The sequence below is a fragment of the Streptomyces sp. NPDC041108 genome, assembly GCF_055592645.1.
In genome coordinates this window covers 375,510-390,250 of record NZ_JBVIYK010000007.1, presented here as the reverse complement: position 1 = coordinate 390,250, position 14,741 = coordinate 375,510, and the positions used below count along the sequence as shown (strand labels likewise).

Sequence of the window (14,741 nt, the reverse complement as noted above, 5' to 3'; positions counted from 1 at the left end):
CGGAGGGTTCAGGGGGTGGACACCTCGAACCGGGTGACGCGGACCGAGCCGCCCAGTGCCCGGGTGGCGTGGTTGAAGAGGGCGAACCGGTAGCCCATGAAGAAGCGCCAGTCGTTGCCCATCGAGAAGGCGGGGCCGAGGCGGGTGAAGCGGGTGCCGTCGGTGCTGTAGGAGAAGGTGCCCGGCCGGGCCGATCCGGGGCGGATGTCGGCGTTCACCCGCAGCCAGAGGCGCCCGCCCGGCACGTTCGTGCTCGCCCGCTCGACTCCGGTGCCGGTGGTGTTCCAGTTGCCGTCCATGGTCAGCCCGTCGACCATGACCAGTCGGGTCGCGCCGCCGTCGCGTTTGAGTCCGATCCACGCGGAGGAGTCACGCAGCAGCGCGAGTCCGGCGCGGTCGCCGTCGCGCATGGCCGAGGGGTCGAGCTGGACGGTGGCGGTGGAGGTGGGGCCCTGGATGCGGTGGGTGAGGGTGTTGCGGGCCCAGTACAGGTCGTTGGTGACGGTCGCGGTGCCCAGCGTCAGACCGTTGTTGACCGACCACTTGGTGTTGTCCGGGTTGTGGTTCCACTCCCATCTCGGTTTGAGGGTCGTCCCGTCGAAGGTGTCGACGCCGATCATGGGGGTGACCGGGCGGGGTGGGGCGGGCACGGCCGGGGCGGGATACGAGGCGCCCCAGGCGCCGTTGACGAGTTGTACGACGGGCCAGCCGTCCGAGGTCCAGGTGACCGGCGCCAGGGCGGGCACCCGGCCGCCGGGGTAGGCGTCCACGAACGCCAGGTAGTACCAGGCGCCGCTCTGTGTCTGCACCAGTCCGCCCTGGTGCGGGACACCGCCGCCGGGGATCGGCCCGCGCAGGTCGAGAAGGACCTGCCGCATCGTGTAGGGACCGAAGGGGCCGCTCGACGACTTCAGGATGTACTGGCCGTTCGCGGGACGGGTCAGGAAGATGTAGTACTGCCCGTTGATCCGGTAGAAGCGGGAGCCCTCCAGGGTGCCGACACTCGACGGCGTGGTGAACACCTGCTGGGTGCGGACCTGGGTGCGGCCGTCCGGCGAGAGCTGGGCCACGCTGATGGTGGAGTTGCCGTACGCCACGTACAGGGTGTCGTCGGTGTCCACGAGCAACCCGGCGTCGTAGTAGGGCGTGCTGATGGTGGTGAGCCTGTTCCACGGTCCCTCGACGGCGGTGGCGGTGTAGACGTACGTCCTGGCGAAGTCGATCTGGCCGAGCCAGTAGAACGTTCCGTTGCTCGGGCGATGGGCCAGCGACGACGCCCAGATGCCCCGCACGTAGCCGCGGCCGCCGTTCAGGTCGTACTTGGCGCCGAAGTCGAGGGTCGGCACCGCGTGACCGGCGATCTCCCAGTTCACCAGGTCGTACGAGCGCAGGACGGGGGCTCCCGGTGAGTAGTGCATCGTGGAGGCGGAGGCGTAGTAGGTGTTGCCGACGCGGATGATGTCGATGTCCGCGAAGTCCTGCCAGACGACCGGATTCGCGAGGTCCGCGGCGGCCGTGACGGACGGCCCCCGCTCCGGACCGGGGGCCGCGACGGCGCGCGATGCTCCGCTCAGGGGGAGCAAGGTGCCCGTCACCAGACCGGTGGCTGCGGCCAGCGTGCGACGGCGATCCCAGAATTGATCAGGGCATGACATATCCATGTCGTTCTCCTCGCGCGGCCGGGCCGTCGTGGTGGGCGGGTGGCGCCGCCGAGCCTCACGGGTGAGGGACGGGGTGGGGGCGGGTGCTGTGCCGAGGTGTGTCGTGGAACGTGGTGGCTCGCCGAGAGGGCCTCCCGTGGCCGGGCGTGCCCGCTCCGTCCGGTTCGTGATGTCGGACATCGATCGGCACATCGAGCACTTTGGATGATAGGAGGCCGGTGGGGCCCGTCAATACCTCTCGCATGATTCGAGGTGTCTGGCGAAATATTTCGTTCGGTCCGTACGTCAGGATGCGGCTCTCCTGGGGCTCGGAAAGCTCGCCTGCCTGGTCCAGGTCTGCGTCGCCGGGTGTCACGTTCGCGCGGCGCCGAGGGAACGCCACGTGTTGACAAGGTCGACCGCCTCTCTACGGTCCCGGACTGTCTGGCGGCCGTAGATGTTCGATCGCGGACGTGGCCGAATCTTGCGTTACCTCTTGCTGCCAGGTGCACGACATTCATGGGGTCGGGTTGCCGGAAGCCGCCGGAGAGGGAGTCACATGATCACGAGGACCAGAACGTCCTTATGGCCCGCCATCGTCGCGTCGCTCGTGCTGACCCTGGTCGGTACCACGATCGCGGCCTCGGGCCCGGCCGCGGCCTCCGTACGTGCCCCCGCCGCCACGACGGCCGGCTGTGGCAAGGCGCCCGCGCTGGCGAGCGGAACACACACGATCCAGAGCGGCGGCAAGAACCGGAACTTCATCCTGCGGGTCCCGGACGGATACGACCGCAACCGCCCCTACCGGCTGGTCTTCGGGTTCCACTGGCTGGGCGGAACCTCCACCGACGTCTCCACGGGCCGCACCGTGGAAACGGGCACCTGGGCCTACTACGGGCTGCAGCGGCTGGCCAACAACAGCGCCGTCTTCGTCGCGCCCCAGGGCCTCAACAACGGCTGGGGCAACGCCGGCGGCGAGGACATCACCTTCGTCGACAACATGATCCGGCGGATCGACGACGCCCTGTGCATCGACACCGCCCAGCGCTTCGCCCTGGGATTCAGCTACGGCGCCGCCATGTCGTACTCGCTCGCCTGCTCGCGGGCGACGGTCTTCCGCGCGGTCGCGGTCCAGAGCGGCGGCCAGCTCAGCGGATGCAGCGGTGGTACGCAGCCCATCGCCTATCTCGGCGTGCACGGCCTGCGGGACAACGTCCTCGGCATCTCCGGCGGCCGTGCGATGCGGGACCGGTTCGTCAGGAACAACGGCTGCACCCCCCAGAATCCGCCCGAGCCGGCCCAGGGCAGTCTGACGCACCGGGTCACCACCTACTCCGGGTGTTCGGCCGGACACCCGGTCGCCTGGGCGGCGTTCGACGAAGGGCACATCGCGGCTCCCCAGGACCGGGCTCCCGGCGACAGCGGATCCAGGACCTGGCTGCCGGCCGAGGTGTGGCGGTTCTTCAATCAGGTCTAGTACCGCCAGGCACCGGGAGAGCGAGCGGTTCACCCCGGCGGTCGTGCCGCCGGGGTTCTGCGTGGGCGGGTGCCCGTGCCCGTGCCCGTGCCTGCGGCCGGGGTCGGGCCTGGCACGGCATGGCGTACGCCGCCCGAACCGACAGACCCCCGCAACTGGCCCGCAGAATGGGGTAGTTGCCCGAGCGTCGGCGTCGGCGGCGCTACGCTGCGGTCTCGTGCAGCAGACACGCCTCGACACCGCCCGGATCCGGGCCGCACGGCAGGTCATCGACCCGGTCTTTCTCGACACCCCGCTGTACCGCTGCGAAGCGCTGGAGCCCCGTCTCGGATGCGCGGTGAGCGTCAAGCTCGAAACCGCGAACCCGGTCCGCAGCTTCAAGGCCCGGGGCACGGAGGTCGTCGCGACCCGGCTCGCCGGCCAGGGCTCGCGGGCGGTGGTGTGCGCCAGCGCGGGAAATCTCGGCCAGGCTCTCGCCTGGTCCGGCCGTGAACGGGGGCTCGACGTGACCGTCGTGGCCTCCCGCTTCGCGACCGCGGCCAAGCTCGACCGGATCCGCGCGCTGGACGCCAGGCTCGAACTGATGGACGGCGATCACGAAATGGCCCGGGAGCGGGCGGCGGCCGTCGCGCGGTCCGACGGCATCCGGCTGGTCGAGGACAGCCTGGACATCGAGACCTGCGAGGGCGCGGCGACCATCGGCCTGGAACTGGCGGGTGCCGCGCCGTCGTTCGACACGGTTCTGATCGCTCTCGGCGGCGGGGCGCTGGCCACCGGTGTGGGACATGTGATGAAGTCCCTGGCGCCCGAGGCCGAGGTGATCTGCGTGCAGCCGCTGGGCGCGCCGGCGATGACGTACTCGTGGCGTCGACGGCGGGTCGTCACCACCGACTCGACCGACACCATCGCCGACGGAGTCGCCGGCCGGTGTCCCGTCCCGGCCGTCCTGGACGACCTCCTGCTGGTCGCCGACGACGCCGTGCTGGTCCGGGAGGCGTCGATCATCGCCGGTATGCGCCTGCTCCTCGAACATGCCGGCCTCGTCGTCGAACCGTCGGCCGCACTCGGCATCGCCGCGATCCTCGAGGACCGCGACCGCTTCGCCGGCCGGCACGTGGTCACCGTGATCTGCGGCGGCAACGTCGATCTGGACGCCTATCACCGCTGGGTCGGTGCGACTCCCCACGGCGGGCCCTGACGCCCGGCGCCCTGGAGGGCCTGCCGGAGGGGTCGGCGGTCGCCGTGAGCACACGCCGCGCGAGCTTGCCCCCGTGCCGCCGAGCCTTCGCTGCCGTGTGCCCTCGGCTGGGCCGGGATCGAGGCGAACACCGAGGAGAAGACGGTCAGCGCCGTGCTGTCGTACCCACCGGCCGAGTGACCTGACGGACACACCCGCCGAGCGCCCTGCCGTACACAGCGGCCGGACGGCCCGCCGGACACACGGGCGGGGACAACAGCCACCCCCGCCCGTCCTCGTCGTGATCGAGCAGCAGACCCCTGGAAGGGGTTCTCCGTGTCAGCACACATACTGGTCGCCCACTGCAGCGCCACCGGATCCGTGCACCGCCTCGCGCGGGCGGTGGCCGAAGGAGCCGAGTCCGCCGGCGCCGAGGTACGGCTGCGCAGGGTCGCCGAACTCGCCCCCCGCCCAGGCGATCGCCTCGAACCCGGCCCGGGCCGCACACCGGGAGGAGACGGAGTCCGCCGTCGAGGTCGCCGCACTCGCCGATCTGGAGTGGGCCCCAGGATGCCGGCCCCCCGCCCTCGCGCACCGATCACCGGCTTCCGGGCGCCACCTCCCGCGTGGCAGGATCCCCACGACCGCACACCACGGCCCAGACGGCCGGCACGTCAGGCCACACCGGAGGACCCGCCATGACCGCCACGTTCCACGTCCTGACCACCGGCTACGCGGACACACGGGTGGCGGGGACCGTCACCCTGCTCGTCGACGGCGCGACCGTCGCGGTCGTCGATCCCGGGATGGTCGCCCACCGCCGGCTCATCCTGGACCCGCTCGCGGACCACGGGCTGGCCCCCGAGGACGTCACCGACGTGGTCTTCAGCCACCACCACCCGGACCACACACTGAACGCGGCCCTGTTCCCCGAGGCCCGCTTCCACGACCACATGGCCGTCTACCGCGACGACATCTGGGAGGACCGGGACGCCGACGGCCACCGGCTCTCACCGTCGATCACGCTGATGACCACCCCCGGCCACACCGCCGAGGACGTCAGCACCCTCGTGACGGCGGAGGAGGGTCTGGTGGTCCTGACCCACCTGTGGTGGACCGCGGAGGGACCGGCCGACGATCCCTTCGCCCCCGACCGGGACCAGCTCCGGGCGGCCAGGGAGAAGGTCCTGGCCCTCGACCCGGTCCTGATCGTCCCCGGCCACGGCGCACCCTTCGCGCCGTCGGCCTCGACTCCGCTCTAGACGACATCCGGACCCCGCCCGAGGCCCGCGGGGTCGCGGATGCCCCGGGAGCCGGTTGAGCGGGTTGTGCCGTGGCGGGATGCTGGAGGCAGCGCCCGTGCAGGGTGACCCGTCGCCCGTGCCCGGGCGGCGCAGGGGACGAGGTCGGTAGACGCCCATGTACAACGAACCCGACACCAACACAGCGGTACCCGAGGACTTCGCGGTCGTCGTCGACGCCCGCGGGGCCGTCATGGTGTGGAGCGCGGGAGCCGCAAGGCTCCTCGGACACGGCCCCGAGGACGTGGTGGGCAGGCCCGCCTCCGGTCTGCTCGGCGGAACACTGCCCTTCGCGACGCGGCGCCACCTGGCCGCCGCCGAGCAGTGGACGAGCGATCTGGTGCTGCGCAAGCGCGACGGCGACCGTGTCACCGTGCGGCTGCGGGGCACTCCGCTGGCGGACGCGGACGCCGGCACGTACTGGGTCGTCACTCCGGCGGCGGTGAGCTATCCCTCCGGCCCGACGGAGGCGGAGTCGGCGGAGCTGTGGGACCTCACGCTGGCGCAGCTCCCGCTGCCCGTGGCCATCTACGACAGCGAGGCACGGTTCGTCACCTGCAACGAGGTCATGACCAAGGCCATGGGGCTGAGACCGGACGAGATGCGGGGGCGGACCCTGTGGGAGATCTACCCCGCACCGCCCCTGGACGAGATCGACCGCCTCCAGCACCAGGTGGTGCGCACCGGCGAGATGGTCTTCCGTGAGGAGCAGCCGTTCCGCGCCTCCGGCGAGGTCCGCGACCACGCGTGGTCGGTGTTCCTCTCCCCGCTGAAGAACCGCGCGGGCACGACACTGGGTGTGTCCGCGCTGGTCATCGACATCACCGAGCAGTACTGGGCCCGGCGACGCCTGGCCGTGCTCAACGACGCCAGCGTGCGCATCGGCAGCACCCTCGACGTCACCCGCACGGCCGAGGAACTGGCCGAGGTCGCGGTGACCGGGTTCGCCGACTTCGCCACCGTCGACCTGCTGGAATCCGTCGCCCAGGGGCATGAGCCGCAACCGGTGCCGCCCGACACGCCGGTCGTCTGCCGGCGCACCGCGCAACGGTCGGTGCTCGCGGGATGCCCCGAATCCGTGGTTCCCACGGGCGACACCGACATCTACCCGCCCGGCTCACCCCCGGCCCTGACCCTGATCACCGGCCGGGCGAACCGTTACAGCGCGGGCGACGCGTCGCTGCGCGCGTGGGTGACGGCCTCCCCGGCCCGCGCCGGGAGCATACGCCGGTTCAAGATCCACTCGGTGCTGATGGTGCCCCTGCGCGCGCGGGGAGTCACGCTCGGCGTCATGCACCTCATGCGGCACCGGACCGCGGACGCCTTCGGCCCGGACGACCTGATCCTCGCCGAGGAGATCGCCGCCAGGGCCGCGGTGAGCATCGACAACGCCCGCCGCTACACCCGTGAGCGCCGCACCGCGCTCACGCTCCAACGCAGTCTGCTGCCCGAACGGCTGCCCGATGTGGCGGCCCTGGACCTCGCCTACCGCTACCTGCCCGCCGGGCCCGGGGACGAGATCGGCGGAGACTGGTTCGACGTCATCGCGCTGTCGGGGGGACGGGTCGCGCTGGCCGTGGGCGACGTGGTGGGACACGGGGTGCGCGCCTCGGCCACGATGGGCCGTCTGCGCTCGGCGGTACGGACCCTCGCCGACGCCGACTTCGCGCCCGACGAGCTGCTCACCCGTCTGGACGATCTGGTCATCCGTCTCGACCGGGAGGAGGGCCCGGACGCGCGACGGCAGGCGGAGGAGGCCTCCGGGGAGGTCGGGGCCACCTGCCTCTACGCCGTCTACGACCCCGTCGCCGGCCGGTGCGACCTGGCTCGGGCGGGACACCCGCCACCCCTGCTGATGGACCCCGACGGCACGGTGCGCGTGCTGGACCTGCCGGCCGGGCCGCCCCTCGGTCTCGGCGGACTGCCCTTCGAGGCGGCCCGGATCGACATGGCCGAGGGCAGCGTGCTCGCCCTCTACACCGACGGTCTGATCGCGGCCCCGGGCCGTGACCTCGACGTCGGGCTGGACCTGCTGGGTGAGGCTCTGCGCCACCCCGCCGCCGGCCTGGAGGAGACCTGCGAGGAGGTCATGCGCAAGGTACGGCCCGACCCGCCGGCCGACGACATCGTCCTGCTCCTGGCCCGCACCTCCATGCTCGGCGCCGACCAGGTGCGCAGCTGGCCGCTCCCCGCCGATCCCGCCGCCGTGGCCGGAGCCCGTCGCGGGGCGAGCGAACAGCTGGCCGCCTGGGGACTGAGCGAGCTGGAGTTCGCCACCGAGCTGATCGTCAGCGAACTGGTCACCAACGCCATCCGCTACGGCACCCCGCCCATCCAGCTGCGCCTCGTCCGGGCCGACGCACTCATCTGCGAGGTCTCCGACGGCAGCGCCACCGCCCCGCATCTGCGGCGGGCCCGGACCTTCGACGAGGGGGGACGCGGACTGCTCCTCGTCGCGCAGGTGGCCGAGCGCTGGGGCAGCCGCCACACCTCCGCCGGCAAGACGATCTGGGCCGAGCAGTCCCTGCCGGCCGACGCGCGGGAGGCCGAAGCCGTCACCGCGCCGCCCGTCCCGGCCATGTAGCTGCCGGTCCTGCGCCTGCGCCCCATCCCTGCGGCGCGGGCGTGCGGCGGACGGCCCTTCCCGGCCCCGCGGGTCAGGCGGAGGCCAGCCTCCGGAGCACCGCGGCGGAGACGGGCGCGGGGAGGGTGCGCAGTGTGCGGACCAGCGCGGCCGTCGGCCAGGGGAAGTACGCCTGGGCCGGCTCGCGTTCCAGGGCGCGGACGACGTGCCGGGCCGCGCGCTCCTGGCTGATCTGGAAGGGCTTCGGCAGCCCGTCGCCGCTGATGCGCTTCGTGGCCACGAACCCCGGGTGGATCGAGGTGAACCGGATGCCGCGGGGCGCCAGTTCGACGCGTGCCGCGTCGATCAGCGTGCGCGCGGCGGCCTTCGCCGCCGAGTACGGGCCCTGGCGGGGTATGCCCATCAGTCCGGCGAGGGAGTTGGTGTGGGCGATCAGGCCGCCGTCCGCCTGGGAGCTCATCCGCTCGATCAGCGGGACGAGGTAGTTGACCACCGTGTCGTAGTTCAGCGCCATGATCCGGGCGACGTCCGCCACGCTCACCTGGTCCATGGACATGTCCGGGCCCTGGCCCGCGTTGAGCAGCGCCACGTCGATCGTCCCGAACTCCGCGGCGCCGGCCGCCACCACCTCGGCCGCGGCCCGCGGGTCGAGGGCGTCGGCGACGAGGTCCAGGCAGGCGCTGCCCGCCGCCCGCACCTCCTGGGCGACGTGGGCCAGTTCGGGGGCGCGTCGTGCCGTGAGGACGAGGCGGTTGCCGTCGGCGGCGAGTTGCCGTGCCACCTGCGCGCCGATGCCCGAAGAGGCGCCGACGATCAGAACGGTGTGGTCGGTGATGCGTGCCATGGTCCTCCTTCGCTCCGAGCGGGAACGCCCACCGGCTGTCCGGTGCCGGTCACCCTACGGCGGCCGCTTCTCCCGCGTCGTCCCCAGGACGTCCGGGCATCCGCCCCGGTTCCTGCATTCGACTGTGTCACCCAACACAATCGACCGACATTGTCACTCGACCATGTCGGTCGTAAGGTGGTGCCCGGCGACAGCCAGTGCGGATGAAAGGCAAGCCCATGACTCACGCGACCGAACGCGGAACCGAACCGATCCCCGAGCGTCCCGCCCTCCCCCTGGTCGGCCACGCGTTCGACATACCCGGTGGTGCCGACGGCCTGCTCCATGTGATGAAGGAGGCCAGGGAGCTCGGTCCGCTGTTCAAGCTGCGGGTCTTCGGCAACGAGATCGGCATCGCCTCCGGTCTCGACCTCGTCACCGAGCTGGCGGACGAGAGCCGCTTCCGCAAGAACGTGCACGCGGACCTCGTGCTGCTGCGGGAGATCGGTGGCGACGGACTCTTCACGGCCTTCAACGACGAGCCCAACTGGCGCAAGGCGCACGACGTCCTGATGCCCGCCTTCTCCCTCGGCGCGATGCGCGGCTACCACGCGACGATGCTCAAGGTCGCCCGTGAGCTGATCGGGAAGTGGGACGGGGCGGCCGGGACGGAGCCCGTGGACGTCGCCGAGGACATGACCCGGCTGACCTTCGACACCATCGGACTGTGCGGCTTCGGCTACGACTTCGCATCCTTCGCCCGGCAGGAGCCCCACCCCTTCGTCAACGCCCTGTCGCGCGCGCTCGGCTTCGCCCAGGCGAAGGGCGAGTCCATCCCCGGCCTGGACCTTTTCAGGTGGAAGCAGGCCGAACAGTTCCGGACCGACGTGGCCGTGATGCGGGACCTCGTCGACGACGTGATCCGGGAGCGCAGGGCCTCCGGCGACACCGGCACCGACGACCTGCTCGGGCGCATGCTGCACACCCGCGACCAGGTCACCGGCGAACCACTGGACGACGTCAACATCCGTCACCAGGCGATCACGTTCCTCATCGCCGGGCACGAGACCACCAGCGGGGCCCTGTCGTTCGCCCTGTACTACCTCACCAAGCACCCCGAGGTCCTCGCCCGCGCCCAGGCCGAGGTCGACGCCCTGTGGGGCGACACGGACGCCCCCGACCCCGACTACGGGGACATCGGGAAGCTGACGTACATCAGGCAGGTGCTCAACGAGGGCCTGCGGCTCTGGCCGACCGCCCCCGCCTACGCCGTGGAACCCCTGGAGGACACCGTCATCGGCGGCAAGTACGCCGTGCGCAAGGGCGAGACGATCCAGGTGCTCGTCCCGCAGCTGCACCGGGACCCCGCCTGGGGCGAGAACGTCGAGCTGTTCGACCCCGACCGGTTCCTGCCCGAGCGGGAGCAGGAGCGGCCGGTCCACCTGTTCAAGCCGTTCGGCAGCGGCGAACGCGCCTGCATCGGACGCCAGTTCGCGCTGCACGAGGCCACGCTCGTCCTCGCGCTGGTGATCCACCGCTACCGCCTGATCGACCACACCGACTACCAGCTGAAGATCAAGCAGTCACTCACGATCAAGCCCGACGAGTTCACCCTGCATCTGGCCCGGCGCACCGGCGGGGAGCGACGGCTGCCGCCCGTCACGTCGGGCCAGGCTCCGGTGGGGGAGGGCCGGCCCGCGGTCCGCAGGGCCGCCGGCACCACGCTGACCCTGCTGCACGGCTCCAACCTGGGCACCTGCGCGGGCATCGCGCGTGAACTCGCGACGGACGGCGAACAGCACGGCTTCGCCCCGACCGTCGCCTCCCTGGACACCGTCGCGGGCAGCCTCTCCGCCGACGGCGGGCCGGTGGTGATCGTGGCCGCCTCCTACAACGGCAGGCCCACCGACGACGCCGCGCGGTTCATGGAGTGGCTCGGCCAACTGGCACCCGGCTCCCTCGACGGGCTCCGGTACGCCGTGCTCGGCGTCGGCGACCGCAACTGGGCGGCCACCTACCAGCGCGTGCCGGCGCTCATCGACGAGCGGCTGAGCGCGGCCGGCGCCACCGCACTGCTGGAGCGCGGTGCCGCGGACGCCTCCGGCGACTTCGCCGGCACGGTGGACCGCTGGACCGGCGAGCTGTGGACCACACTCCTCCACCACCACGGAATCGCCCAGGACGCGGTGGCGGCGGCGCCGGACGCGGAGGCGGAGGGCGGCGGTCTCTACGTACTGGAGGACACCACCGACTCGGTCATCGGCGGCCTCGCGGCACGGCACGGCGTCCAGCCCATGGAGGTCCTCGACGCCCGCGAACTGGTCGACATGTCCCACGGTCTGGGCCGCTCCAAGCGCTTCCTCAGGCTGCGGCTGCCCGAGGGGGTCACCTACCGCACCGGCGACCACCTGGCCGTCCTCCCGAGCAACCCGGACCACCTCGTCCAGCGGGTCACCGACCGGTTCGGCCTCGACCCGGAGCGCACCGTTCGGCTCCGCGCCCGCCGGCGCGGCCGCAACACCCTCCCCGTCGACCGCCCGCTCACCGTCCGACGGCTGCTCACCGATTTCGTGGAACTCCAGGACCCCGCCACGCGGGAGCAGATCGCCGTGCTCGCCGAGCACACCGCCTGCCCGCCGGAGAAGCGCCCCCTGACGGAACTCGCCGCGGCGGACCCGGACAGTTTCCGCGAGCAGGTGACCGCCGCCGGACGCAGCGTCCTGGACCTGCTGGAGCGTCATCGCGCCTGCGAGCTGCCGTTCGAGCGCTTCCTCGAACTGCTCCCCGTGCTGCGCCCCCGCCACTACTCGATCTCCTCGTCCGCCGTGGCGGCACCCGGCGAGGTCGATCTGATGGTGTCGCTCCTCGCCGCTCCCCACCGGGCCGGCGAGGGCATGTTCCACGGCATCGGCTCGCACTTCCTGCAGACCGTGCGACCGGGCGACACCCTGCAGGCGCGGGTCCTGCCGTGCAGCGAGGCGTTCCGCCTGCCCGACGACACCTCCGCCCCCGTGATCCTGGTGAGCGCGGGAACGGGTCTCGCGCCCTTCCGGGGTGCCGTCCTCGACCGCCGGCACGCGGGCTCCACCGGGACGCTGCTGTGCTACTTCGGCTGCGACCACCCGGACGTCGACTACCTGCACCGCGCGGAGTTCGAGGCGGCCGAGGCCGCCGGAGCCGTCAGCATGCGGCCCACCTTCTCCTGCGTGCCCGAGGACGGAGTCCGCTTCGTGCAGGACCGGATCAGGAAGGAGAGCGACGAGGTCTGGGCGGTCCTGGAAGCGGGCGGACGCGTCCACGTCTGCGGCGACGGCCGCCGTATGGCCCCGGCGGTGCGCGAGGCGTTCATGGCGATCTACCGCGAGCACACCGGCGCAGACGAAGCCGAGGCCGCCGCATGGCTGGCCGCCCTGACCGAGTCCGGCCACTACGTCGAGGACGTCTGGGCCGGCTGACCGACCACGGCGGTGCGGCGACGGCACAGCGCCGCACCCGCCCTCCGGCGGGGCCTCGGACGTTCCCCTCGTCCGAGGCCCCGCACTTCGAAAGCCCCTGACTCCCGCCCCCGAACTCGTGAGGTTCCCATGTCTGTCGCACGCTCGGCACTCCGCCGAGGACCGACCGCCCCGCCCGGCCACCCGCACCGGAGCGGACGGTGACCGCGCGGGGCGGCTCCGCCCTCACCCTCGGCGTCGCGGCGGCGCTCGTCGCCGGAGTGACCCTGGGCAACGGGGGAGCGAACGTGATGCCCGTCTTCGTCGACGACTTCGCCTCGCGCTTCGCGCTGTCGGACTCCGGCGCGGGACTCGTCGCGGCGGCCCAGCTGACGGCGACCGCGATCGTCACCCTGCTGCTCGCCGGGCGCGCCGCGCGGCCCGGGCGGGCGCGGACGGCCCGACTGGGGCTGGCCGTCTCCGGGGCGGGCTTCCTCGGCGCGACGGCCGCCTCCGACCCCGTCGTGCTGATCCTGGCCAACCTCGTGATCGGAGCCGGACTCGGCGCGGTCTACGCCTCGGCCACCGCCGCCCTCGCCGCGACCGACGACGCCGACAGGACCTCGGCGGTCGCCGTCTCCGGCACGGTCTGCGCGACGGCGCTGCTGCTGATGGGCGTCGCCGCCGCCAACCACGACGTGGGCGCGGGCACCGGCTTCCTGCTCATGACACTGGGCTGCCTGCTCGCCTGGCCGCTGGTGCGCGGACTGCCCGACGGCCCCGGCGCACCCGGCGGCCGGTCGCTCGGTGCGGCCGAGCCCGTTCCGGCGAGACCGTCGGTGGTGCTGCTCGCCGGAACCGCGCTCCTGTGGGCCGTCACCCAGGGGGCGTGGTCGTACACCTCCGTCCTGGGGCGGGAGCACACCGGCATGTCCCACTCGCTCGTGTCGGGCGTTCTCGCGGCGGCCAGTGTGGTGGCGCTCGCCGGCGCGGTGGTGGGCCCCGTCGCCGCCCGGCGCTTCGGACGCATGCGGTCGATGGCGTGCTTCGTCACCCTTCAGGCCCTGTCGATGGCGGCCCTGATCATCACGCACGACCCCGTGCTCTTCGTCGTCGCGGCCGTCCTGTGGCAGGCCTGTCAACTGGCCGTCCTGGTCCAGATGCTGGCCGCCGCCTCCCTGATCGACGCGAGCGGACGGCTGGTGGCCTCGCTCAGCGGGGCGGGCGCGCTCGGTACGGGCGTCGGACCTCTGGCCGTCGGTGCCCTCCTCGACGGTGCCGGGGCGGACGTCCTGGGCGCCGTCCTCGCCGTCGGCACGTTCGTCGCCTCGCTGCCCCTGCTGAGGATGACGGTGGACGGCGCCACGGCCTACGGCGAGCGCCGGTCCGCCCCCGTGTCCGCGCCCTGACAGAGTCCGCGTCCGCCGCTCGGTCGCCGTCCCCACCGCACAAGGAGGGGACGGCGACCGTTTCGGTGGGCGCGGCCCGCGGCGGGCACCGTGGGTGACTCGCGCCGTCCCGGCCGTCAGAGCACGGGTACCGTCACCAGCTCCAGCCGGCCGCCCGCGAGGGCCACCACAGCCGAGACCAGGGCCTGGAGGCCGACGCGTTCGGCTTCCTCGTCGGGCAGGGAGAGGTGCTGGAGGGACAGTCCGTCGAAGCCGGCGAGGAAGAACCGGGCCAGATCCTCCGCGGGCTGGGCCAGCCGGTGACCGGTGCGTTCGGCCGCCTCGGTCACCAGCTTCGTCGTCGAGGCCGTCACCTCGCCGTAGTGGGCCTGGAGAGCCTCCTGGAGCCGGGGCGTGCGCAGGGCGAACATCGACAGCTCGGTGAGCAGCTGATGAGTGGTCGGCTGTTGGCGCACGGTCTTCCACAGGGCGGCGGCGAGGGAGGCGACACTCTCCTCGAAGCCGCCGTCCGAGGGCGCGGCCGCCTGGACCTGGGTGGTCAGGTCGTGGGTGAGCTGCTCCATGACGGCGCGGTACAGATCCTCCTTGGTGCCGAAGGTGTAGTGCACCGTCGCCTGCGCCACGCCCAGCTCGGCGGCGATGGCACGGGTGCTCCCGGCGGCGACGCCCTCCCTGGTCATGAGGTCGATGGCGGCCTTGATCAACTGGGGGCGGCGCTCCGCCGCGGACACATGAGCCATACACGTCATCATACGACTGAGTCGCCCGATCCAGTCGGCTGGGGACCGTACGGACGGCGCCCCGGGCCCCGCGGCGCCACCCGTAGGGCCCGGCGTCAGCCGCCGAGAGTGACGAAGAAGGAGCGGACCTCGGCGACGAACTCCTCGGGCCGCTCC

Annotated in this window: 9 protein-coding genes; 6 read left to right on the top strand and 3 right to left on the bottom strand. The window is 72.5% G+C overall.

Translation table 11 applies throughout. The features are described from left to right. Positions 1–8: 8 nt before the first annotated feature. Positions 9–1,655, bottom strand: a complete 1,647-nt coding sequence (locus ACZ6BB_RS22365) for a glycoside hydrolase family 43 protein (protein ID WP_471617016.1) — start codon at positions 1,653–1,655, stop codon at positions 9–11. Between the two features lie 544 nt (positions 1,656–2,199). Between ACZ6BB_RS22365 and ACZ6BB_RS22360 the strand changes: the two genes are divergently transcribed. From ACZ6BB_RS22360 to ACZ6BB_RS22345, 4 genes are all read left to right on the top strand, one after another. Further along, positions 2,200–3,117 carry a CE1 family esterase gene (locus ACZ6BB_RS22360; protein WP_471616899.1) on the top strand — a complete coding sequence of 306 codons (918 nt, stop codon included), beginning with the start codon at positions 2,200–2,202 and terminating at the stop codon, positions 3,115–3,117. Positions 3,118–3,334: 217 nt separating this feature from the next. Next, a complete protein-coding gene (locus ACZ6BB_RS22355) occupies positions 3,335–4,315 on the top strand; it encodes a threonine ammonia-lyase (RefSeq protein ID WP_471616898.1) in 981 nt (326 codons plus the stop codon). A 677-nt stretch (positions 4,316–4,992) separates the two neighbouring features. Beyond that, positions 4,993–5,556, top strand: coding sequence for an MBL fold metallo-hydrolase (locus tag ACZ6BB_RS22350; RefSeq protein ID WP_471616897.1), 564 nt, complete (start codon positions 4,993–4,995; stop codon positions 5,554–5,556). 157 nt (positions 5,557–5,713) lie between these two features. Then, positions 5,714–8,179 (top strand): SpoIIE family protein phosphatase, encoded by a 2,466-nt coding sequence (locus ACZ6BB_RS22345; RefSeq protein WP_471616896.1) that lies wholly within the window; start codon positions 5,714–5,716, stop codon positions 8,177–8,179. A gap of 73 nt (positions 8,180–8,252) precedes the next feature. Here ACZ6BB_RS22345 and ACZ6BB_RS22340 read toward each other — a convergent pair whose 3' ends face one another. Continuing rightward, positions 8,253–9,023: an SDR family NAD(P)-dependent oxidoreductase gene (locus ACZ6BB_RS22340; RefSeq protein ID WP_471616895.1), complete on the bottom strand. Its 771-nt coding sequence runs from the start codon at positions 9,021–9,023 to the stop codon at positions 8,253–8,255. A gap of 218 nt (positions 9,024–9,241) precedes the next feature. Here ACZ6BB_RS22340 and ACZ6BB_RS22335 point away from each other — a divergent pair, with 218 nt between their 5' ends. Continuing rightward, positions 9,242–12,457 (top strand): bifunctional cytochrome P450/NADPH--P450 reductase, encoded by a 3,216-nt coding sequence (locus ACZ6BB_RS22335; RefSeq protein WP_471616894.1) that lies wholly within the window; start codon positions 9,242–9,244, stop codon positions 12,455–12,457. 200 nt (positions 12,458–12,657) lie between these two features. After that, the gene (locus ACZ6BB_RS22330) at positions 12,658–13,845 is read left to right on the top strand and encodes an MFS transporter (RefSeq protein WP_471616893.1); all 1,188 of its coding nucleotides are present in this window, start codon (positions 12,658–12,660) and stop codon (positions 13,843–13,845) included. Positions 13,846–13,961: 116 nt separating this feature from the next. Here the strand turns inward: ACZ6BB_RS22330 and ACZ6BB_RS22325 are convergent, their stop codons facing one another. Continuing rightward, complete coding sequence (locus ACZ6BB_RS22325) at positions 13,962–14,585, bottom strand: TetR/AcrR family transcriptional regulator (RefSeq protein ID WP_471616892.1); 624 nt, start codon at positions 14,583–14,585, stop codon at positions 13,962–13,964. Positions 14,586–14,741 lie beyond the last annotated feature (156 nt).